Here is a 21500-nt window from a genome sequence, read left to right as displayed (position 1 = left end):
ATGAACACACCAGAGGGTTCCGCCCCCACCGCCATGGAACTGCTGGACCAGGCCAACGGTCTGCCTTTCGGCTCGGAGGAGCGAGACCTCCTGCAGCGCGCCCTCTCCAGCGCGCAGGAGACCGGAGACAGGGACGCGGAGTACCGCGTCCGGCTGTCGCTGGTCGCCAGCTACCGGGCCGCGGAGGACAACTCGGCACTGCTCACCCACTTCTCCGCCGCAGCGGGTCTACACGACTCCGATCCACAGCGGTTCCCGGGCAGCAGCGACGGGAGCTACCCGCACCTGTTCTGGTACTACAAGCACGCCATCAACGTCGTCACCATGTCCTGCCTGTTCAGCCGGCCCCAGGCAGATGCCCTGCTGGACCAGATGGCCACACACTACGCCCGCGCCGGGGTGCCGGAGAACGCAGTCGACATCGAACGCCGCGAGGACCAGCTGGTCAACGGAACACTCGCCGAGACTGAAGCTATCCAGGCCCGGATCCTCGCCAACGGTGGCGAGGATCCCTTCGACGACTGCCCGACCTGCCGCATGGCCGGGCAGCTGGCACTGGACCTGCGGGCCGGACGAACCGAGGAGGCGCAGGCCCGGGTCGAGGAGATCCTGCAGGCCGGGGACATCGGCTGTGTCATGGAGCCGGAGAGTTCCCTGGCTGCGGTGATGATGACCGCGCTGCGCCACGGTGACGCCGACTTCGCCGGCTTCGCCCAGCGCACCAGCATCGCAGCCAACCCCCGGTTCCAGTCCCTGCGCAACGTTGGACGCCACCTGGAGTTCCTCGGGGTGACCGGCAACTACTCCCGCGGATTGGCGCTGCTGCAGCGCTACCAGCGTGACCTACTGGTGGATCGGCTCGACACCCTGGGCCACTTCGGCGTGCTGTCCGGGGCCTGGGTGTTGCTCGCCGCTACCGTGCGGGCCGGGTTCGGGGAGGTCAAGGTGCCGGGGTCCGGGACCGCTGAGCTGGTGGCGGTCTACGGTGAACTGTCCGGAGACGGCTCCGACCACACTGTGGCAGCGCTGGCCGAGCGGTGCCGTACCGCGGCCACGGAGCTCGCCGCCCGCTACGACGTCCGCAACGGCAACGACAACTTCGCCCGGCTCATCGCCGAGGCCGAGGAGTTGAGCCGGCTCGACATTCCGCTCGACCTGGGCTCCAGTGACCTGCTGCTGCGGGCCGAGTTGGCGGATCCCGCCGCCAGCCCAGCTTCCGTGGTCGCCGGGGCAGATGAGACCGACCCCGATGAACGACTGTGCGTCCTGGAGACGGCGGTGCGGGCACAAGCCAGCCACGACGTTGCCGCGTTGCTCGCCAGCGGCGACCCCTACATCCGGGTCGAGGACCTACCGGAATGGCACCGCCCCAGCTACCACTCCCGCCTGGTCTCCCACTACCACCACACCGGGGACAGGGCGGCTCGCGACGGCCACTACGAGGACCTGGTCAACGAACTCCTCCGGCAGGGACGGGGTGAGGCGGAGTTCTACGCAGGCATCGCGCCGGCCGATTTCCTCGACGTCCCTGCCGACGACGTACCCGCCTGGTCGGGTTACGCCGCCGAGCTCCGTGGGTCCGACCCGCTGGCGTACCTGTCGATTTCCCTACGGGCGGTGGCTACGCTCGCTGCCGCGGCGACCGAACCGGACCCCGACGGTGACGAGATGCGGCTGGAGACGGCCCAGGAGGATACCCGGAACAAGCTCGGTGCCCTGGTCGCCTTCGCGGGTGAACATCGACGCGACGTCGACCCGTCGGGCACCGCCGGGATGATCCTCGCCGAGTACTACGCCTCGGCAGCCATCAACCTGCTAGTCCTCGATGTCATCTCCGGGCATGCCGACCCCGAGGAGGCGCAGTCGCGCTATGAGTCGCTGCGCGCCGACTTCGCCGACTTCTCCCCCTCCCACGCCACCGGCCTGGATCTCTACTACGGGATGGCAGCCACCGGGACCGGCATCGCCGAGGGCGTGTACGCCCTGGACCGCCACCTCGCGACCCTGATCGACCTGCGGCTGCGGGAAGCCACCGGCACCACCGCGCTGGACACCGCCAGGGTGCTGGCCCACGGAGGTCGTTTCGAGGAGGCCGCGGAACGCGCCCGCCTTGCGGTCCGCCAGCTCGACGCCGCGGAGCTGCCCTCCCGGGACGCCTCCCTGTTCCTCGGCGAGATGCTGGTGTACCAGCAGCGCAGCGCCGAGGCCGTGGACGTTCTCGAACCCCTGCTGCTGCCGAAACTGGAGCAGTACCACCACGCCACCACGGAAGACGAAGGCGGGCCGGTCCCGGAGTTCTCCGAGTACGAGATCCGCTGCATCCATGGGCTGGGACTCTCACTGCGCCAGACCGCACCGACCCCGCTACTGCCGCTGTGGACTTTGCGGCAGTCCCGGGATCTCGCCCTGTCCAACGGGGAAGACCAACTGGCGGTGATGTCCGTGATCGCCCTCACCGACATCCTGCACGGGCTCGACAGATGGGAGGAGGCCATCGAGGAGATGACCACCACCCTGCCGGCCGCCGCCCGACTCAACGACAGTGGGCAGGCGGAGATGCGGCTGCGCGACCGGATCGCGGTGTCCCAGGCCGATGCCGGGGACCCGGCCGCGCTCGACACCCTGGCCCAGAACATGGAGCTGGCCTCCGACACCGGACAGCGGCTCTACGTCCAGGAGTCGATCAACCGGGTGCTGTCCACCTTCGGCAGACTCGACGAATGCCTCGAGGGGTGCCGCAAAGCATCCCGGATGGTCCTTTCCCTCGACGACCCGTCCTCTGCCGCAGCGCAGCTCGCCCAGGGTGCCAACTACGCCATGTCCGCCGAGCAGCCGGACTCCACGGACCGGGCCATCGAGATCCTCACCGAGGCGCAGGACGTCCCGGGGATCCCGGGTGAGCAGGCCGCCCACTACTGCCGGGTGATCGCCGATCTCTACGAGGATGCCGGGAAGTCCCGAAAGGCGAGGAAGTGGCGATCCCGGGCGGACTCGCTCGACCGTGGCTAGTTCGGCTGAACTCCTTGTCGCGTCACAGCGGCCCGAGATACCGCCCCGCCTCCGCGCCGAGTACGCCGTAGTGTCCGGCGGCGTCCGGGTCGGAGGAGATCGAGACCTGGGCTGTCATCCGGTCGCCGAACTCCTGACTGGCCCGGTGGAACTGCATGTCGATGTCGACCATGTCACGCTCGTGCGGGTCGAGGCTTCCGCGGTTCCGGGCGTCCTCCACCACCCTGTCCATTACACCTGGATCGAAGTCCAGTAGTCGCGGACCATCCGGCTGCCAGGTGACGTCCCGCGAGCTGATCTTCACGAAACCACCGGGGTGCCAGGCCATGCTGTGATGTCGACCGTCACCTTCCACGACCATGGTGGTTGTGCCACCCCGGGAGTCAACGGCCGAATCGTACCTCTCCAGATACAGTGTCGCAGGATCAATCCCGGCAGCCTCCAGCGCAGGGAGGGCTCGGCGGAGGTTCGCCTCAATGTCCGCCACCCCGTGGATCCCTGCGGGGAAGACACCGGCCCCGTCGGTCGCGACATCCATGTCGCTCATGTTGGAATCCGGGTCCGCGCGGAGCTCCACCGTGATCTCCGGTAGTCGCTCCCGTGCTCCGACAATCCGCTTCTCCCCCGCACCGTCGAACACCACACCCTCGTCAACCTTCCTGATCTCCACACCCAACAACGTCAGGCGATCGTCGATCGCCCGGCCCTGGGCGAGTGCCTCCTCCGCCACGGTGGTGAGGTTCGCCGACACATCGGCGGCGTCGAAGGCCTCCCGGCTGGACTGGGACGTATCCACGGTATTGGCCTCACCCCAGTCGCTGTGCCCGGTGCTGGACTGGTAGATCGTCCCGTCCTCCCCGATGAACCGGATAGATGCCTTGCGGTACACGAAATCACTGACACTGAAATGCAGGATGCGGCTGGCACCGTCCTCCGTCGTCCTGTTGGCGAAGGCCACGGCGGTCTCCCAGTACTCGATCAGCGACAACCCCTCACCCAGTTCGTCGTCATCCCCGTCTGCCGAGTACGTGGAATTGTTGGCCTCGGAAGCCATCGACACAATTCCAGGCACACCCGCCGACAAGCCGCCGACCGCCACACCGATCACCGCACCGGTGGCCACCGCCCCCGGTGGGCCGAGCCCAGCTCCGGATGGCGACGCGCCAGAGACGGAAACATCCACACCGCCCCGGCCTCGCCCAGACCCGCGAGCGAATAGCCGGCGATCCGCACCGGGCCTTCGGGCAGCATCGGGGACGCCATCAGCAGCACGATGATCGCAGCCGTCCAGCCGATGATGATCAGCCAGGTGCGCTCCGGTGTCCTCTCCTCATTCACACCCCAATAGTAAGCCAAGCGCACATCCCCAGGGGGGTACGGTAAATTCAGACCTATGGCGCACACCACCCCCGGTCGCACGACCACACTGCTTGCCGAGGCCGCGGCAGTCATCGGCGTCGTCGGGCTGTTCTTCCTCGCCCCGGTCTCCACCTCACTGGCCGTCATGGGCGGTGGGGTCTTCGGTGCCGGACTGCTGGTCTTCCTCGTCATGCGCCACACTGAGAAAGCCCCGGAGGTGGCCCCCACCCCGGCCGCCCGCCAGGTCTCCAGCACGTCACGGCCCACACCACGCCCCTCGGCCCGGCCAAGCACAACAACGAGCACCAGGTCCGCCGAAACGACCAGCGACTCCGCGGCGGTCACAGCGTCCGATCTCGTCACCCGGTGGGACACCGCCACGACCGGGCACGACGATGTCCTGGAACGCTACGCCGCCTGGGAACTCGACCCCGAGATGCTGCTGCGCTTCCCCGCCTTCTGGGACCTGTCACTGCAGGTGAACCAGGACTTCCACAATGCCATGGAACGAGCCACCCAGCTACGCACCACCACGGTGCCCGGCGGCACGAGCACACCCCTCACGAAGGCCATCGACGACTACGACACGGCCGTCAACACCCTGACCCGGACCTGGAAGATCGCTGAGCAGAACGCCCGACGCACTGGCCTGGACAACCTCTCCGACCAGCTGCGCGGAGATGCCGACCGGGCACTGAAGCTGATCCGGCACGCCGACCAGGCCGCCACCCGGCAGGAGGAGGCGTCCTACCTCGACCAGGCCACCAAACTGCTGCACCGGCTGTCGGACCGGGGGATCATCCCGCCGCACACCAAGGTCGAGGTCGCCATCGAGGAACGCAGTGTGCGCGCCCCGAAGCCCGTGTCTGACCAGACGTGATGTGCCAGAGTCCCTCGTTTCACCGGGACACACCGTAGGGTGTTACGAGTAACCCGACCAACCCTGCCCACGGGATACACACAGGAAAGCCTGTGACGGTCCCGAGGCAGAGAACGGAAAGGCCCCGTGCCGCATACGCCGGAGAACGACCCTGATGGTCATCAAGACGGTTTCCTGAACTCCGCCTCACACCGTGATGTCGGGGTCTACCCCGACGACATGCACCCCGGACTGGTGCCCGGTATCAGCGTCGATGAGCAACGCAACCGCTTCGGTCTGGACAAGATCGTGTTCAGCATCACCGCGGTGCTGATCGTCTCGTTCATCACCTGGGGCGTCACCAACCCCGATTCCGTCTCCGACGTCTCCTCGACCATGTTCTCCTGGGCAATGGAGAACACCGGATGGCTGCTGAACTTCGTGATGGCAGTCGCCCTGATCGTGATGATCTACCTGGCGTTCTCCCGCTTCGGGCAGATCAAGCTCGGCAAGGACGACGAGGAGCCCGAATTCTCCCGGTTCTCTTGGGTCGCGATGATGTTCGGTGCCGGCATCGGCGTGGGCATCTTCTTCTTCGGCCCCTCCGAACCGCTCTGGTACTACATGTCCCCGCCGCCGCACACCGTGGAGGCCGACACTCCCGAGGCCGTCCACCAGGCGATGGCCCAGTCTCACTTCCACTGGGGCCTGTCCCCCTGGGCGCTCTACGCCCTGGTCGGCGGCGCACTGGCCTACAGCACCTACCGGCGTGGCCGGGTGTCCCTGCTGTCCTCGGTGTTCCGAACCCTGTTCGGTGAGAGCCAGACCAATGGCTTCGCCGGACGCCTCGTCGACATCATGGCGATCATCGCCACCCTCTTCGGCACCGCGGCGACGCTGGGCCTGTCCGCCATCCAGATCGGTACCGGTGTCGAGATCGTCTCCGGCATCGGCACTCTCGGCAACAACGCCCTGATCGTGGTCATCGCCGTGCTGACCCTGGCGTTCATCATCAGTGCCGTCGCCGGTGTCGCCCGCGGTATCCGGTACCTGTCGAACCTCAACATCACCCTCACCCTGGGGCTCGTCCTTTTCGTCTTTCTCGCCGGACCGACCCTGTTCCTGCTCAACCTCATCCCCTCCGGTATCGCGTCCTACGCCTCCGGGCTGATCGACATGATGGGCAAATCGCTGTCCTGGGGCCAGGACACCGTGGACTTCCAGGCCTCGTGGACCGCGTTCTACTGGGCCTGGTGGATCGCCTGGACCCCGTTCGTGGGTATGTTCATCGCCCGCATCTCCCGCGGCCGAACCCTCCGCGAGTTCGCGACCGTCACCACGCTGGTCCCCACCGCTATCCTCATCCTGGCCTTCACCATCTTCGGCGGTACCTCGATCAGTCAGCACCAGGACAGTGCCGAGGGCATGGACGGCGACGGCTCCTCCGAGCAGATCCTGTTCTCCATGTTCGACAACCTGCCGGGTGGGGCAATCACCCCGTTCATCATCATCTTCGTGCTGGCCGTCTTCTTCGTCACTTCCGCGGACTCCGCCTCCCTGGTGATGGGCACCCTGTCGGAGAAGGGCAACCCGTCCCCCCGCAAGCTGGTCGTGGTGTTCTGGGGCCTGTGCATGGTGGGTATCGCCGTGGTCATGCTGCTCACCGGTGGCGAGGACGCCTTGACCGGGCTGCAGAACCTCACCATCCTCATCGCCATCCCGTTCTCGGTTGTGCTGCTGGTGCTGATCGTGGCGTTCCTGCGGGATCTGGCGAACGACCCGGCGGCGATTCGTCGGACCTACGCCCGCACCGCAATCCAGAACGCCGTGGTCAAGGGCCTGGAGGAGCACGGGGACGACTTCGAGCTGTCCATCGCCCGCTCTGCCGAGGGTGAGGGAGCCGGTGCCGACTTCGACTCCACCGCAGACAAGGTCACCGAGTGGTACCAGCGCACCGACGAGGACGGCAACGACGTCGGCTACGACTACGATTCCGGTGAATGGGCCGACGGCTGGACCCCCAAGGAAGGTCGCGCCGACCACGTCGGTTACGAAGATGCCGACGGTGACCCCGAGACCCCGGAGCGCAACAAGGATTAACTGGTTGACGGACCAGGAGCGGATGTCCGCTACTGCAGTTTCACCGTCAGCAGTGAGAGCAACAGGTCGTGCAACGGGGTCTCCACACCGGCACGGTCGCCTGCCCTGACCACCGCGCCGAGCTGGGAGTCAAGCTCACCGGGATTGCCGTCGGCGATGTCACGCTGCATCGAGCTGGTCGCCTCCGCCGACTGTTCGTCGGTGAAACGCATATTGTTCTCCACCGTGTCCTCCGGCAGGTCCACCCCACTGGCCCGCGCCGTCCGGTGGACCTCCTGCATCAGTGCGATCAGGTCGCCGCGCATCATGGTCCGCAGTACGCCCAGTGGTTGATCGGCGACAGCACCCAGCGCCCCGAAACACGTGACGAACATTGCCTTGGTCCAGATGTCGGTCCAGACGTCCCCCTCGACGATCGCGTCGATGTCCGCATCCTCCAGTGCCTGGGCGAACCGGCCGAGGGTGGCATCCGGCGCTCCGTCCTGCTGCCCATCCCATGTCCCGACGGTGTAACTGCGCACCCCACCCTCGAAGCGCACCTCCGCCAGGCCGGTGTGGATGTAGAAACCACGCACCACGCCGGGCCATGTGCGCTGCTCACCGACGATGTCGGCGACCAACTGGTGGGCCTCCACAGAGTTCTGCGTCGTGGCGATCACCGGCTCACCCGGGATAGCTCCGATCAGGGCCTCGATCTGCGCGCGCCGTTCCTCCAGTGTCTCCCCTGTGGCTTTCACCGCCAACAGGACAACGTCCTGCCCCGCCAACTCCTCAGGAGCACCGACCCCGGTGACCGGCACCGGGGCCTCGTCGAGCACCCCGCCGGTGACTGTGAGACCGGTCGCGCGGATCTGCTCCAGCGCCGCACCGCGGGCCAGAACGGTGACCTCGTGGCCGGCACGTGCCAGCGATGCGCCGAAGAAAGTGCCGACTGCGCCAGCGCCGATGATTCCGATTCTCATACCGACCATCCTAGATCCGACGTAACCCGGTACGATGAACTGCCATGAACTCCACTGGAACCGAACGTGAGATCCTCACCTACGACCTCTTCGGCCACGCGATCAAGGACCTGGCCCAGACGATCGTCGACGACTACAAGCCTGACCTGATCCTCTCCATCGCACGCGGCGGACTGCTCATCGGCGGAGCGCTCGGCTACGCGATGGGTGTGAAGAACGTCTCCGTGATCAACGTGGAGTTCTACACCGGCATTGGCGAGACCCTCGAAGCACCGGTGATGCTGCCCCCGACCCCGGAGGCCGTCGATCTGTCCGGCATGAAGGTCCTCATCGCCGATGACGTCGCCGACTCCGGCAAGACCCTGGAGCTGGTGCAGGAATACTGTGCCGCGACCGTGGCCGAGTCCCGCACCGCGGTGATCTACCACAAGCCCCGCTCCATCATCACCCCGGACTACGTGTGGAAGAAGACCGACCAGTGGATCGACTTCCCCTGGTCAGACTTCCCGGTGATCACCCCGTCCGGCACCGCCACCGGCGGCGACGCCAGCTGATTCGCACAGCTGATCATCCCTGGGGCGCACCTAGCCGCGACTGTCGCGTGCCGCCTCCAGCTCAGCAGCGAGTCCGACCAGGGTCTCCTCGGAGTTGTCCGGTCCCACCAGCTGCACCGACAGCGGCAGGCCGTCCTGACCGGTGCCGACGGGGACGGCGGCGGCCGGGAACCCGGTGACGTTCCACATCGCCGTGTAGGCTACCGGCCCTGAGGCCGCCAGCAGCGAACGCACCGCCCCACGTCCGGTGATGGCGTCCGCCTTGCCGGGACGCCCCGGCACCGTAGGGGTCAGCAGGACGTCCACCTGCTCGAAGGTCCTGCCCATCGCACGGGCGATTGACTTCCCCCTGCGCTCTGCCACGCGTCGTACCGGCTCGCGTGCCCAGGCACCCATCAACGCGACCGTGCGTGTCCGGCGCTCCAGCTTCTCCGGGTGCTCCACCCCGCGCTTCTCGGTACGAATCCCGGCGAAGAACTGGGGGATGAACGCGAGCGTCGGATCCGGGTACGACGAGGACGGGTCGACCTTCACCACAGTGTGCCCGAGGGCTCTGAGTTGATCTGCAGCGTGCTCGACTGCCTCCTCGTGCTCCGGGTGCAACGGGGCCGTCTTCGCAGGTGCCTTCAGCACCACCCCGACGCGCAGTCGTGGACGGTCGGACGCTCCGGCAACCGCGTCCGCCAGCGACCCGATGGGGTCCGCGGTGTAGGCGTCGGTGTCGCTGTTTCCTGCGATGACGTCGTAGACCAGGGCGGAATCCCGCACACTCCTGGTCAGCGGGCCGGAGGTTCCCAGCGCATGCCACAGATGCGGGTACGGGGCCGCGGAAACCCGACCACGTTGGGGCTTCAGGCCGAACAACCCGCAGTGTGCCGCCGGGATGCGAATGGATCCGCCGCCGTCACCGCCGATGGCCAGCGGGACGAGACCAGCGGCGACCGCGGCCGCCGATCCGCCGCTGGAACCGCCGGGGGTACGGGTCTGGTCGTGGGGATTGCGGGTGACCCCGTAGCCGGTCGTGTCGGTGAACGGCCACGCCCCGAACTCGGGCATGCGGGTGGTTCCGATGATCACTGCACCGGCGTCGCGCAGCCGGGAGACAACCTGGCTGTCCTGTGCTGCCGGGATCGTGTTCGCCCTGGTTCCGAAGGTGGTGACGACACCGGCGACATGCATCTCCTCCTTGATGGCGACCGGGACACCGTGCAACGGGCCCCGGTCCTGCGGTGCCAGCTGGTCGAGCTGATGTGCGGTGACAAGGGCCTCCTCGGCGAGGACGGTCGCGAAGGCATTGAGTTGCCGGTCGTACCGGGAGATCCGGTACAGCGCGGCGCGGATCCCCTGGACCGCTCCCCCGCCTGTACGGTTCCCGTCTGCGTCGGAGCTGTCAGGGCCGCCGCTGTCGGTGCATTCAACCACCCGCTCCCGCCACTCGTAGGCATCGAGGGTGTGCCAGGGTGCGTTGGACTCGTTGGGGTTGATCTGGTGGCGTTGTCCCATGCCCCGAGCCTAGTTGGCGCGACGGCAGCGCGGGTGGAAGGTGACCGCCCGTCAGAGCTTGGCCAGCGCCTCGCCGACGCGCTTACCGCTGTGGATGCAGCCGCCGAGGAAGGTCCCCTCCAGCGCATTCTGGCCGTGCATGCCGCCGCCACCGAACCCGGCGACTTCACCGGCGGCGTACAGACCGGGCAGCACCGAACCGTCGGAATGCAGGCAGCGGCCCGACAGGTCGGTCTCGATACCGCCGAGGGTCTTGCGGGTCAGGATCCGCAGCCGTACGGCGATCAGCGGGCCGTGCTTCGGGTCCAGGATCTTGTGTGGTCCCGCCGTCCGGACGATCTTGTCGCCGAGGAAGTTGCGGGCCGTCCCGATGTAGTTGACCTGGGCGTCCTTGGAGAACTTGTTGTCGAGCTGGCTGTCACGGTCCTCGACCTGGGCTCGCAGGTGCCCGGCATCGATCAGCGGCGCGCCGGACCCATCGCCCGAGTTTCCTGAGGCCCCGGTCAACTCGTTCATCTTCTCCACCAGGGTGTCCAGGTCATCGGCGATGACCCAGTCCTCACCGTGGTCCATGAAGTTCTGCACCGCCACATGGGTGCCGGGGCCGACCTTGCCGGCGAGCTTCTTGAAGGACTTGTCGGTCAGGTCCGGGTTCTGCTCGGAGCCGGAGAAGATGTACTCCTTGTCGGCGATGGTCTGGTCCAGCACGAACCAGCTGTAGCCGTGACCGGTGTGTCCGATGTGGGACAGGGAGCCGAGGTTGTCGGCACCGGGGAAGAGGTTGGTCGGCAGCCGGTCGCCGGCGGCGTCGAACCACATGGAGCTCGGGCCGGGGATGATGCGGATACCGTGGTTGGGCCACACCGGATCCCAGTTGAACATGCCCTCGGTGTAGTGCCACATCCGGTCGGTGTTCACGGTGGAGGCACCGGCGGACTCCGAGATGCCGATCATGCGGCCGTCCACGTGAGCGGGCACGCCGGTGACCATGTCCTCGGGGCACCCACCCCACCGCTCGGTGGGCCAGGAGCGTCGTACGAGGTCAAGGTTTCCGCCGATGCCACCACTGGTCACCGCCACCGCGTCTGCACGGTACTCGAAGGTGTCGACGACCTCGCGCGGCGAGGCGACACCGCGCCCCAGCTCATCGCAGGCAGAGAGGACACTGCCGCGCACACCGACGACTCTGTCTTTACCGTCCTCCCCGGGCTCGACGATGAGTTCGTCGACCTGGTGGCGGAAGGCGAAAGTCACCCGTCCTTCCTTCTCGGCCTGCAGCAGCGGCTCGCGGAAGACCCTGACGACCTCGGGGCCGGTGCCCCAGCTCAGGTGGAACCGTGGCACGGAGTTGCCGTGGCCGGAGGCGTCGCCGCTGCCGCGCTCAGCCCACCCGATCGTCGGCAGCACGTTCAGCCCGAGGGCCTTCATGTAGTCGCGCTTCTCGGTGGCGGCGAAGCGGACGTACTCACGTCCCCACTGCGCCGGCCAGTAGTCATTGCCCCCGGGAGTGGTGTCCTCGAACTGGGCGGAGTTGGACCAGTCTCGCCAGGCGAGCTCCTCGGAGTCCTTGACCCCCATCAGCTTCTGTTCAGGGCTGTCGACGTAGAACAGGCCCCCGAGGGACCAGAATGCCTGGCCACCGAGGTTGGACCGGTTCTCCTGGTCAAGGACCAGGACTTTCTTCCCTGCCTTCTGTGCCTCGTAGGCGGCGACGAGTCCGGACAGTCCGGCGCCGACGATGATTGCTGTGTGGTGTGCGTTGTCTCCCATGAGAAAGCAGTCTAACGACCTCGTCGGCCCGGCGGCTCAGAACCGACGCAGCACGTACTGCTGGCAGTCGATGGCCCCCACGGTCGCCAGGGCCTGGTGCAGTGCGAGTTGGTAGTCCCAGAGCCGCCGGTAGACGTGGTCGTATCCGGCGGCAGCAGCAGCCCGCTCCCGGGCTCCGAACGCCGAACGCCACAGCCCCAGGGTCAGCGCATAGTGCGAGCCCATCCGGTTGCGGGCGGTCAGCTGCAGTCCCGCCCGGTTCGCCTGGGCGGTCACATGGGACACCGTCGGATAGTTCAGGGCCGGCCAGATGTAGGCCCGCACCACGTCCAGGCTCTCGGCGACGATTTCCGGGGCGACCGGGTCCACCGGGTCGGACGCACCGGCCGCGGCACCGCCGGACGTATCGTCCTGCTCACCGGGGGTCGAGGTGATCGTCTGGATCATCGCGACACCGTCACCGGCGAGCATGCGTTCCACCGCCCGCAGGAAGTGGAAGGTACCGTCGTCGCCGAGCACCTCCATGCGCTCGACACTGAACACCGCATCGTAGGTGCCCGACCACTGTCGCGGCGACGGCACCGGTCCCCGGATGGTCTGCACCCGCACCGCACCGCCGACACCGGCGTCATGGGCACGCTCACGCACCGTCGCAGCATGCTCGACATCCGAGGTCAACACGTCGACATGCGCGCCCCGCCGGGCCGCCAACACCGGCAGAGCCCCGCCGGACGAGGGCATCTCCAGCACCCGGGACCCTGGCCCGACCTGCGCCTCGTCCAGCATCGCGTTGATCCGGTAGAGCTGCGCGGAGTCGATGTCGCTGCGCTCGACCTGGCCCGGATCGTCCGGCGCGTCGAAATGCCGGACGACGACCGGGGCGCTCTCACCACCCTGGGTGGGGTTCTGCACCTCCGAGGACCGGGTACCGGAGGCGAACAACGCCGAACCGGTCGCGCGGGTCTCGCCGGTGTAGATGTCGACCAGGGCGTCCGGAAGCTCACCGGAGCGGACCTGACCACTGACCCGCCGCCGACGCTTCGACAGCGCCCGCCCCAGTCCGCCTTCCAGCGGTTGCGACAGCAGCACCCCGAGCACCTCGGGCAGGGGGTCGGCGGTCCACTCTCCTGCCATGTACCCCTCGGCCAACCCCAACCAGCCGCCATCCACGATCCGGTCCAGGACCTGTCCGTCCTCCACCACGAAGCGCGGTGTGGCCCCCGGGGTCAAGGACACCCCGTGGTCCAGGGTCAGTTTCTCAAGTCGTTCCTGCAGGTGGGTGGCGCGGCGACCGAGGAAGGGCGCATCGGGCGTGCGGCTGATCCCCGGCCACCGCTCGGGGTCCACGTAACCGTTTGCTGACACCGGCCACTCCTTAACACTGTCGCTACCGTCACTACCGTCGCTAGTATCGTCACTGGCACTTACTATCGCTGACGAACCTACCGTGCATCAGGGTGCCCGATCCGTACTCCAACGTGTCCGATCGGCCCCTGTCACAGGCCCCCGATCCCCCCATTCCCAGGAGGAACCGGAAACACCATGTCCGATACACCACCCAGCCACTGCCCACGTGATGAGTAATGCGACTACAACCACTACTATGGATTCCAGGTCCGACGTGACCGGAAGGTCCGTCGGCAGACGACACTACACCGGACGACACCGGATCAGCCCGGACAACACGGGCGAAGAACGCAGAATGAGCACACCAGCCGCACCGCACACGGAACACGGTGGGCGCTGCAGAACCAGGAGATAGCGCACTATGACCCCCACCCCGACTCGCCCCTCGGGCCGCCACCACGTCGTCATCATCGGCGGCGGATTCGGCGGATTGTTTGCCGCCCAGAAGTTCGCCGGCGCCGACGTGGACGTCACCCTGATCGACCGCACCAACCACCACCTGTTCCAGCCGCTGCTGTACCAGGTGGCCACCGGTGTGCTGTCCTCCGGTGAGATCGCCCCGACCATCCGGCAGATCTTGCGCAAGCAGCGCAACGCCCGGGTTATCAAGGCCGAGGTGCGCGATGTCAACGTCGCCGAGAAGACCGTCACCGGTGACCTCGGCGGCAAGGATGTCGTCCTGTCCTACGACTCGCTCATCGTCGCCGCCGGCGCCGGCCAGTCCTATTTCGGCAACGACCACTTCGCCGAGTTCGCCCCCGGCATGAAGAGCATCGACGATGCCCTGGAGCTGCGCGCGCGCATCACCGGCGCCTTCGAGCGTGCCGAGATCACCGAGGACCCGGAGGAGAAGAAGCGACTGCTGACCTTCGTCGTCGTCGGCGCCGGCCCGACCGGTGTGGAGCTGGCCGGCCAGCTCGCCGAGATGGCCCACCGCACCCTGCGCAACGAGTTCCGCCGCACCGACACCGAGCAGACCCGCATCCTGCTGGTCGACGGTGGCCCCCAGGTCCTGCCGCCCTTCGGCAAGAAGCTCGGCCGCAAGGCCCACAAGACGCTGAACAAGCTCGGCGTCGAGGTCGTCACCGACTCGCTGGTCACCAACGTCGACAAGAACGGCGTGACCTGGAAGAACATGAAGACCGAGGAGGAGACCAGCGTCGCCGCATACTGCAAGATCTGGTCCGCCGGTGTGGCCGCCAGCCCGCTGGGCAAGCACATCGCCGACCAGATCGACGGTGTCGAGGCCGACCGCGCCGGTCGCGTCCCGGTGAACAGCGATCTCTCCGTGGGCGACCACAAGGAGATCTTCATCGTCGGTGACATGATGAGCTACGACAAGCTGCCCGGCCTGGCCCAGGTGGCCATCCAGGGTGGCGTGCACGCCGCCTCGATCATCATCAACGAGGTCGAGAGCGGTGCCGGCGAGCGCCCGGCCTTCGAGTACTTCGACAAGGGCACCATGGCCATCGTCTCGCGTTTCAACGCGGTGGTGAAGCTGGGCAAGACCGAGATCTCGGGCTTCCCGGGTTGGCTGATGTGGCTGGGGGTCCACCTGATGTTCATGGTGGGCTTCCGCAACCGCTTCGTCGCCGCCTACAGCTGGGGCATGAACACCGTGTCGCCGAACCGCTGGCACCTGGTGGCCACCCGCCAGCAGCTGCACGCCCGCAACGCCTTCTCCAAGCTGCGCGCTCTCGAGGATGAGGCCGACGTCCGCTCCATCGAGGTCCGCGACAACCTGAAGTTCGGCGAGGGCCGCGACGTCAAGACTGTCTCCGACTAGTCTGTTCCTGCCTCCAGCCAGCACCTGCAGTACCCAACGACACGGGGTGCGCTGCACCGGTCCCACCGGTCACGCGCTGAGATCACACCCGCCGAACCTGCTCTAGTTCACACTAGCGAAGGGATTGTCCATGGCATCCACACTTGCCCACGCTTTCACCGCCGCCCAGGCGGAGTTCTCCCGGGCCGCCCCCTTGGTCCAGTGCCTGACCAACATCGTGGTCCCCCAGATCACGGCCAATGCCCTCCTTGCCGCCGGGGCGTCCCCGGCAATGGTGGACACCCCCGAGGAAGCGTCAGACTTCGCCGCCATCGCCTCCGGGGTCCTGGTCAACACCGGCAGCCCCACCGCCGCCCAGTACACCGCCATGCGCGAAGCCGTCCGCGGTGCCACCGCCAACGACACCCCGTGGGTGCTTGACCCGGTGGCCTGCGGTGGACCTGCTGCCCGCACCGGTTTCGCCCGTGACATCGTCGCCCACCGCCCTGCCGCTGTCCGGGGCAATGCCTCCGAGATCATCGCCTTGTCGGGGGTTTCCGCCGGTGGCCGTGGTGTCGACTCCACCGACGAGGTCGCCGCCGCTCTCGACGCCGCCCGTGACCTCGCCGCCCGCACCGGTGCGGTGGTGGCGGTTTCCGGCCCCCGGGACCTCATTGTCTCCGACGACCGTGTGACGTGGCTGCACTCCGGTGACCCGATGATGCAGCGAGTCGTCGGCACCGGGTGTTCCCTGGGCGCACTGTGCGCGGCCTACCTGTCGACCTCGCTGGACCCGCACGACGCCGTTCTTGCCGCCCACGCCCACGTTGGTGCGGCAGGCAGCATCGCCGCTGCAGAATCCACCGGTCCCGGCAGCTTCGCCGTTGCCTGGCTCGACGCCCTTTTCGCACTCTCCGCCCCCTCCACCCCTGAACCGGGTGGGTCCCACGACCGTCTGGACCATCTTGTCAGCGTCGAGGAGACCGGGGCGTGACCCCGGCATCAGCTGATACCCGACGACCGTCACCTGCCCCGGACTGGTCGCTGTACCTGGTCACCGACCCCGATCTCGGCGGCGGACGCGATGCGGTGCGCCCACTGGTGAGCGCCGCTGTCTCCGGTGGAGTCAGCGTGGTGCAACTGCGCGACAAACACCTGGACCTCGCCGGATTCACCGCCCGGGCGGCAGAACTTGCCGCGGCCCTGCGTCCCACCGGGGTTCCGCTGTTCCTCAACGACCGGGTCGACATCGCCGCCGAACTTGGCCTGCACCTGCACATCGGGCAGGACGACATGGACTACGCCGGGGCTCGCGCAACCCTGCCGGATACCTCGATGATCGGCCTGTCGGTCGACCGGCACGAGCAGATCGACGAGCTCCAACGCCTGGTCGGGCTCGGGGTCCGTCCGCCGGACGTCCTCGGTCTCGGCCCGGTGCACCTCACCGACACCAAGACCAATACCGGCCGCGCCCTGGGGGTGACGGGCCCCGGCAGTGTGTCCGAGCTCGCCGCCCACGCGCTGACTCTCGGTATCCCCTCGGTGGCCATCGGAGGGGTCGGCACCGGCAACGCGACCGCTTTGGCGCATACCCCCGTCGCCGGACTGTGCGTGGTCTCGGCGATCATGGCCGCCGGATCCACCAGCGCCGCCACCACGGCAGCACGACAGCTGCTCTCCCTGTTCACCTCATCGAAGGAAGCCTCATGACCAACCCCGCCCCTGCCCTGCCCCGCGTCCTCAGCATCGCCGGTACCGATCCCACCGGTGGTGCCGGGATCCAGGCCGACATCAAGTCGATCGGAGCCGCCGGAGGGTTCGCCATGAGCGTGGTGACCGCCCTGGTCGCCCAGAACACCCACGGGGTGCGGTCGATCCACACCCCGGGCACCGGTTTCCTCGTCGAACAGCTCGACGCAGTCTTCGACGACGTCACCGTCGACGCGGTCAAGATCGGGATGCTCGGCACCGCGGAGATCACCGACGTGATCGCCGACTACCTGGCCGCCCACCCCGTGCCGGTGGTTGTCGTCGACCCGGTGATGGTCGCCACCAGTGGCGACCGGTTGCTTACGGAGGACGCCGAGGCCGCACTGGTCGAACTGTGCCGGGCCGCGGACGTGATCACCCCTAACCTCGCCGAGCTGGGCGTGCTGTGCGGCTCCCCCCGGGCACAGGATCTGGACGAGGCGCTGGACCAGGGGCGTACCCTCGCCGCTGAGCTGGAGACCACCGTCATCGTCAAGGGTGGACACCTGTCCGGTCGGGGTGCCGACAATGCGGTCGTCGAGCCGGACGGCACGGTGACCGCCATCCCGGTGCCGCGGGTGGACACCAACAACACCCACGGCACCGGATGCTCCCTGTCCTCGGCCCTGGCCACCCGGCTGGCCGCCGGTGACTCCCATGCCGAGGGTCTACGCTGGGCGTCCGGCTGGCTGGCCGAGGCGATCCGTTACGCTGATGACCTGCAGGTCGGCTCCGGCAATGGCCCGGTTGACCACACCCACCGGGCACGTCGGCTGGCCGCGGCCGCCGACACCACCCCGTGGGCGCTGACCGCCGCTGTGCCGGCGGCGGTGGAGACCCCGGACCAGCTCGCCGGACTCGGTAGCGTCAGCGGGGTCACGAGCGCCGCCCGGATTCCCGCGGCCGGCCCTTGGACCCAGGCACTGTGGCAGGCCTCCACCAGCCTGCTGGACGATATCTGCGACCTGCCGTTCATCACCGACCTCGCCGCCGGTACGGTCAACACCGACGACTTCTCCTTCTACCTCGCCCAGGACGCCCTGTACCTCTCGCTGTACTCCCCGGCGCTGGCCGCCCTCGCCAGCTCCGCACCGGATCAGAACTCCGCCCTGTTCTGGACCAAGGGTGCCGCCGAGTGCCTCGAGGAGGAGGCTGAACTGCACCGCACCTGGCTCGCCGGATCCGGCGAGCCCGGCAGGGCAGACACGCCGTCCCACGTCACCGCGTCCTACACCTCCCACCTGGTGCGCTGCGTGCAGACCCGTGACCACGTGGTCGGCGCGGCGGCGGTGCTGCCGTGCTACTGGCTCTACGCGGAGGTCGGCCTGCGACTCAACGACACCTCCGACGACTCCAACCCCTACGCGGCCTGGATCGACACCTATTCCGGTGACGAGTTCACCAGCAGCGTGGAGCAGGCACTGACCCTGGTGGAGGACGCCCTGGCCGCCGCCACCCCGGCCCAGCGGGCCGAAGCCACCCGCGCCTACCTCGACGCCTCCCGCTGGGAGGTCGAGTTCTTCGCCCAGGCGGATCGCCGCCTGTCCTGAGTGCACCTTCCCCCGTATACTTTTCGGTGTGAACATGATTAAAACCTATCGGCGGGACGAGGCCGGGGCCCTGCAGTACCTCGAGTGCTGGGACCACAACTCCACCTTCTACGTCCACAAGGGCAAGGTCGGAACCAAGGGACAGTCGCTGACGCGTGTCCTCAGAGGACGTAACCGTCCCACGAGCCCCACCCTGCAGGAGAGCGTCGACTCCTTCCGGACCGAGGCCGCCGCGAAGGGGTACGCGGAGCTCGCCGACGATGACCGGGGGTGGCTCGTCCTGCAGGTCACGCTCCTCTCCGAGGATCTCAGTCATGAAGCCGACCTGCGGGTCTTCGACGAGCTTCCCGACGCCATCAACGACTACGTTGGCTGGCGCGGGGTCGGCCACTACGACGGCAACGACATCGGCGGCGGGAAGATCAACTTCTTCCTCCCGGTGGCCGACAACGAGATCGCGGTGAAGGTCGTCCGGCGTTTCCTCAAGGAGTTCGGGGCCCCACAGCCGATGCTGATCGCCACCCGCGCACCCGTGAGTTCAGACCCGGAGGCCGACTACACCGTCGCCTGGGCCCAGCGTAAGGGTGACCGGGAGTCCTTCAGCCTGTTCTAGCGTTGATCGTCAGTCGTTCCGGACGACAGTGCGCAGCTCCGTGGTCGCCAGCAACTTTCCGGACTTCGCGCTGGTGTGCTCGATCCGCCACAGCTGGCTGGTGCGGCCGGTGTGGACGGCGTGAGCGGTCGTGCGGATGACGTCACCCGGACCGGACGGGCGCAGGAAGTTGGTGGAGTTCGTGGTCCCCATCACTCCCTTGCCCCCGCTGGCGATGAACCCGGCGAAGGAACCGGCGGACTCCCCCAGTGCGGCGTAGGTACCACCGTTGGTGATGCCCCACGGCTGAACATGGTCGCCGGTCACCTCGAGTTCCAGGACAACTTCCGGTGCGAAGGCGATGTACTTCAGCCCGAGCAGTGCGTCCAACCCGCCGACCTTCGTCTCGAAGATCGTGGCCAACTCCGAGGACTCCTCCTCGGAGATCTCACCGGCACCAGCCTTGGACAGTAGCTCTGTCATCCGTGCCATCACCGTCGCCTTCTCTGCCTGGTAGGCCTTCTTCTGCTCCTCGGTGTATTCAGGCTGGGCCTCACTGTTCGCCATAGTCGGGGTCCTTTGTTTCTCAGTTGTCGTCGGTGGGGTCATCGGTGGGACGGTGCGGGCCGCTGGGTTGTCCGGCGGCCGCGTCCTGCCGTGAGTCTACCGGCGATCTCGATCGCCGGGGGTCTGAACGCCGCCACCGGTGCAGCTGTCTCAGCTGCCTGCGGTGGGTCTGCGGTAGGCATCGACGGTGGTGGTCGGCGGGGGCGGTAGTATGTGGGACCATGACTGATTCCTCCGCTCAGATCGGTGTCGTCGGCCTGGCAGTGATGGGCTCCAACATCGCCCGAAACTTCGCCAGCCACGGCCACACGGTCGCCGTGTACAACCGCACACCTGCGAAAACGGATGCCTTCGTCGCCGAGTTCGGCGAGACCGGCAGCTTCGTCCCCGCCGCCACCATCGAGGAGTTCGTCGCCTCCCTGGAGCGCCCCCGCCGCGCCCTGATCATGGTGCAGGCCGGCCTCGCCACCGATACGGTCATCGGCCAGCTGGCCGATGCCATGGAGCCCGGCGACATCATCATCGACGGCGGCAACGCCCTGTACACCGACACGATCCGTCGTGAGGCCGAGATGGCCGGGCGCGATCTTCACTTCGTTGGCGCCGGCATCTCCGGTGGCGAGGAAGGCGCACTGAACGGCCCGTCGATCATGCCCGGCGGCCCGGCGAAGTCCTATGAGTCGCTCGGCCCGCTGCTGGAGGACATCTCCGCCAAGGTCGACGGCACCCCCTGCTGCACCCACATCGGCCCTGACGGTGCCGGCCACTTCGTCAAGATGGTCCACAACGGCATCGAGTACGCCGATATGCAGGTCATCGGCGAGGCCTACCACCTGCTGCGCTACGCCGCCGGTATCGAACCCGCTGAGATCGCGGACATCTTCCGCACCTGGAACGCAGGCGACCTGGACTCCTACCTGATCGAGATCACCGCCGAGGTGCTCTCCCAGACCGACGAGTCCACCGGAAAGCCGCTGATCGACGTCATCGTCGACGCCGCAGGGCAGAAGGGCACCGGACGGTGGACGGTCAAGGCCGCCCTCGACCTCGGTATCCCCACCACCGGCATCGGTGAGGCCGTCTTCGCCCGCGCCCTGTCCGGTGCCCGCGACCAGCGTGCGGCCACCACCGGCAACCTGCCGTCGGGCGAGCTGACCTCGCTGGAGGCCCTCGGGGTGTCGAAGGAGGACTTCATCGAGGATGTCCGCCGTGCGCTCTACGCCTCCAAGCTGGTCGCCTACGCGCAGGGCTTCGACGAGATCAAGGCCGGTTCTGCCGAGCACGGCTGGAATGTCGACCCGCGTGACCTCGCCACCATCTGGCGCGGCGGCTGCATCATCCGGGCGAAGTTCCTCAACCGCATCGTGGACGCCTACAACACCGACCCGGACGTCCAGTCCCTGCTGCTCGACCCCTACTTCAAGGGCGAGGTCGAAGACCTGGTGGATTCCTGGCGCCGCGTGGTCGTCGCCTCGACCCAGCTCGGCCTGCCCATCCCGGTGTTCGCCTCCTCGCTGTCCTACTACGACTCACTGCGCGCCGAGCGCCTTCCCGCTGCCCTAATCCAGGGCCAGCGTGACTTCTTCGGCGCCCACACCTATGAGCGGACCGACCGTGATGGTCACTTCCACATCCTCTGGTCCGGCGACCGCAGCGAGGTGGAATCCTAACCCGTGTCAGGTCATTCTCAGAGCCGACGGTCCGGTGGTTCCGACCGTCGTGGCTCCGGTCAGTCCGGTTCCAACACCTCCGGT

The 21500-nt window shown here is 67.5% G+C and carries 17 protein-coding genes and 1 riboswitch; of the genes, 10 read left to right on the top strand and 7 right to left on the bottom strand.

Annotation, left to right across the window (positions count from 1 at the left end):
• A complete protein-coding gene (locus tag ACTXPP_RS08100; RefSeq protein WP_443341704.1) occupies nucleotides 1-3009 on the top strand; it encodes a hypothetical protein in 3009 nt (1002 codons plus the stop codon).
• A 22-nt stretch (nucleotides 3010-3031) separates the two neighbouring features.
• Here ACTXPP_RS08100 and ACTXPP_RS08095 read toward each other — a convergent pair whose 3' ends face one another.
• Nucleotides 3032-4063 (bottom strand): hypothetical protein, encoded by a 1032-nt coding sequence (locus ACTXPP_RS08095; RefSeq protein WP_301496908.1) that lies wholly within the window; start codon nucleotides 4061-4063, stop codon nucleotides 3032-3034.
• A gap of 50 nt (nucleotides 4064-4113) precedes the next feature.
• Nucleotides 4114-4347, bottom strand: a complete 234-nt coding sequence (locus ACTXPP_RS08090) for a hypothetical protein (RefSeq protein WP_301496906.1) — start codon at nucleotides 4345-4347, stop codon at nucleotides 4114-4116.
• Nucleotides 4348-4402: 55 nt separating this feature from the next.
• Here ACTXPP_RS08090 and ACTXPP_RS08085 point away from each other — a divergent pair, with 55 nt between their 5' ends.
• Entirely contained in the window at nucleotides 4403-5248 is an 846-nt protein-coding gene (locus ACTXPP_RS08085; protein WP_301520670.1) for a hypothetical protein, read from the top strand.
• Between the two features lie 219 nt (nucleotides 5249-5467).
• A complete protein-coding gene (locus ACTXPP_RS08080) occupies nucleotides 5468-7327 on the top strand; it encodes a BCCT family transporter (protein WP_443341754.1) in 1860 nt (619 codons plus the stop codon).
• Between the two features lie 29 nt (nucleotides 7328-7356).
• On the opposite strand, the gene ACTXPP_RS08075 is transcribed toward ACTXPP_RS08080, so the two are convergent.
• Nucleotides 7357-8289 (bottom strand): 2-dehydropantoate 2-reductase, encoded by a 933-nt coding sequence (locus ACTXPP_RS08075; RefSeq protein WP_301497234.1) that lies wholly within the window; start codon nucleotides 8287-8289, stop codon nucleotides 7357-7359.
• Between the two features lie 44 nt (nucleotides 8290-8333).
• On the opposite strand from ACTXPP_RS08075, the gene ACTXPP_RS08070 reads away from it, so the two are divergent.
• Complete coding sequence (locus ACTXPP_RS08070; protein WP_301497235.1) at nucleotides 8334-8843, top strand: phosphoribosyltransferase; 510 nt, start codon at nucleotides 8334-8336, stop codon at nucleotides 8841-8843.
• A gap of 30 nt (nucleotides 8844-8873) precedes the next feature.
• Here the strand turns inward: ACTXPP_RS08070 and ACTXPP_RS08065 are convergent, their stop codons facing one another.
• From ACTXPP_RS08065 to ACTXPP_RS08055, 3 genes are read right to left on the bottom strand one after another with little or no spacing between them, the layout of a single operon-like run.
• A complete protein-coding gene (locus ACTXPP_RS08065) occupies nucleotides 8874-10346 on the bottom strand; it encodes an amidase family protein (RefSeq protein ID WP_301497237.1) in 1473 nt (490 codons plus the stop codon).
• A 51-nt stretch (nucleotides 10347-10397) separates the two neighbouring features.
• Entirely contained in the window at nucleotides 10398-12116 is a 1719-nt protein-coding gene (locus ACTXPP_RS08060; RefSeq protein ID WP_301497239.1) for an FAD-binding dehydrogenase, read from the bottom strand.
• A 36-nt stretch (nucleotides 12117-12152) separates the two neighbouring features.
• Nucleotides 12153-13481: a class I SAM-dependent methyltransferase gene (locus ACTXPP_RS08055; RefSeq protein WP_443341698.1), complete on the bottom strand. Its 1329-nt coding sequence runs from the start codon at nucleotides 13479-13481 to the stop codon at nucleotides 12153-12155.
• A 403-nt stretch (nucleotides 13482-13884) separates the two neighbouring features.
• Between ACTXPP_RS08055 and ACTXPP_RS08050 the strand changes: the two genes are divergently transcribed.
• The 5 genes from ACTXPP_RS08050 to ACTXPP_RS08030 all read left to right on the top strand — a co-directional run bounded on the left by ACTXPP_RS08050 (nucleotide 13885) and on the right by ACTXPP_RS08030 (nucleotide 19200).
• The gene (locus ACTXPP_RS08050; RefSeq protein ID WP_301494181.1) at nucleotides 13885-15309 is read left to right on the top strand and encodes an NAD(P)/FAD-dependent oxidoreductase; all 1425 of its coding nucleotides are present in this window, start codon (nucleotides 13885-13887) and stop codon (nucleotides 15307-15309) included.
• A 32-nt stretch (nucleotides 15310-15341) separates the two neighbouring features.
• A riboswitch (TPP riboswitch) is annotated at nucleotides 15342-15451 on the top strand.
• Complete coding sequence (gene thiM / locus ACTXPP_RS08045; protein ID WP_443341696.1) at nucleotides 15440-16282, top strand: hydroxyethylthiazole kinase; 843 nt, start codon at nucleotides 15440-15442, stop codon at nucleotides 16280-16282. (Overlaps the previous riboswitch by 12 nt.)
• On the top strand, nucleotides 16279-16998 hold the full coding sequence (thiE, locus tag ACTXPP_RS08040) for a thiamine phosphate synthase (RefSeq protein WP_443341694.1): 720 nt from the start codon (nucleotides 16279-16281) through the stop codon (nucleotides 16996-16998). The genes thiM and thiE overlap by 4 nt, the downstream gene beginning before the upstream one ends.
• Nucleotides 16995-18587, top strand: a complete 1593-nt coding sequence (locus ACTXPP_RS08035; protein ID WP_443341691.1) for a bifunctional hydroxymethylpyrimidine kinase/phosphomethylpyrimidine kinase — start codon at nucleotides 16995-16997, stop codon at nucleotides 18585-18587. Before thiE ends, ACTXPP_RS08035 begins: the two co-directional genes overlap by 4 nt.
• 34 nt (nucleotides 18588-18621) lie before the next feature.
• Nucleotides 18622-19200 carry a hypothetical protein gene (locus tag ACTXPP_RS08030; protein WP_443341689.1) on the top strand — a complete coding sequence of 193 codons (579 nt, stop codon included), beginning with the start codon at nucleotides 18622-18624 and terminating at the stop codon, nucleotides 19198-19200.
• A gap of 9 nt (nucleotides 19201-19209) precedes the next feature.
• On the opposite strand, the gene ACTXPP_RS08025 is transcribed toward ACTXPP_RS08030, so the two are convergent.
• A complete protein-coding gene (locus tag ACTXPP_RS08025) occupies nucleotides 19210-19746 on the bottom strand; it encodes a PaaI family thioesterase (protein WP_443341687.1) in 537 nt (178 codons plus the stop codon).
• Nucleotides 19747-19967: 221 nt separating this feature from the next.
• Between ACTXPP_RS08025 and gnd the strand changes: the two genes are divergently transcribed.
• Nucleotides 19968-21416, top strand: a complete 1449-nt coding sequence (gene gnd, locus ACTXPP_RS08020) for an NADP-dependent phosphogluconate dehydrogenase (RefSeq protein ID WP_443341685.1) — start codon at nucleotides 19968-19970, stop codon at nucleotides 21414-21416.
• Nucleotides 21417-21500: the final 84 nt, after the last annotated feature.

Source organism: Candidatus Corynebacterium faecigallinarum, from assembly GCF_052264515.1.
Classification (GTDB): domain Bacteria; phylum Actinomycetota; class Actinomycetes; order Mycobacteriales; family Mycobacteriaceae; genus Corynebacterium; species Corynebacterium faecigallinarum.
The sequence above is the reverse complement of the archived record's forward strand: the minus strand, read 5'-3'. Positions and strand labels throughout refer to the sequence as shown.

Excerpts from the sequence above, each read along its gene's own strand:
- thiM (WP_443341696.1), top strand. The coding sequence starts at position 15,440 with ATGGCATCCACACTTGCCCACGCTTTCACCGCCGCCCAGGCGGAGTTC.
- ACTXPP_RS08070 (WP_301497235.1), top strand. The coding sequence starts at position 8,334 with ATGAACTCCACTGGAACCGAACGTGAGATCCTCACCTACGACCTCTTC.
- ACTXPP_RS08035 (WP_443341691.1), top strand. The coding sequence starts at position 16,995 with ATGACCAACCCCGCCCCTGCCCTGCCCCGCGTCCTCAGCATCGCCGGT.
- ACTXPP_RS08050 (WP_301494181.1), top strand. The coding sequence starts at position 13,885 with ATGACCCCCACCCCGACTCGCCCCTCGGGCCGCCACCACGTCGTCATC.
- ACTXPP_RS08065 (WP_301497237.1), bottom strand. The coding sequence starts at position 10,346 with ATGGGACAACGCCACCAGATCAACCCCAACGAGTCCAACGCACCCTGG.
- ACTXPP_RS08030 (WP_443341689.1), top strand. The coding sequence starts at position 18,622 with ATGATTAAAACCTATCGGCGGGACGAGGCCGGGGCCCTGCAGTACCTC.
- ACTXPP_RS08075 (WP_301497234.1), bottom strand. The coding sequence starts at position 8,289 with ATGAGAATCGGAATCATCGGCGCTGGCGCAGTCGGCACTTTCTTCGGC.
- ACTXPP_RS08060 (WP_301497239.1), bottom strand. The coding sequence starts at position 12,116 with ATGGGAGACAACGCACACCACACAGCAATCATCGTCGGCGCCGGACTG.
- gnd (WP_443341685.1), top strand. The coding sequence starts at position 19,968 with ATGACTGATTCCTCCGCTCAGATCGGTGTCGTCGGCCTGGCAGTGATG.
- ACTXPP_RS08085 (WP_301520670.1), top strand. The coding sequence starts at position 4,403 with ATGGCGCACACCACCCCCGGTCGCACGACCACACTGCTTGCCGAGGCC.
- ACTXPP_RS08025 (WP_443341687.1), bottom strand. The coding sequence starts at position 19,746 with ATGGCGAACAGTGAGGCCCAGCCTGAATACACCGAGGAGCAGAAGAAG.
- ACTXPP_RS08095 (WP_301496908.1), bottom strand. The coding sequence starts at position 4,063 with ATGGCTTCCGAGGCCAACAATTCCACGTACTCGGCAGACGGGGATGAC.
- ACTXPP_RS08080 (WP_443341754.1), top strand. The coding sequence starts at position 5,468 with ATGCACCCCGGACTGGTGCCCGGTATCAGCGTCGATGAGCAACGCAAC.
- ACTXPP_RS08100 (WP_443341704.1), top strand. The coding sequence starts at position 1 with ATGAACACACCAGAGGGTTCCGCCCCCACCGCCATGGAACTGCTGGAC.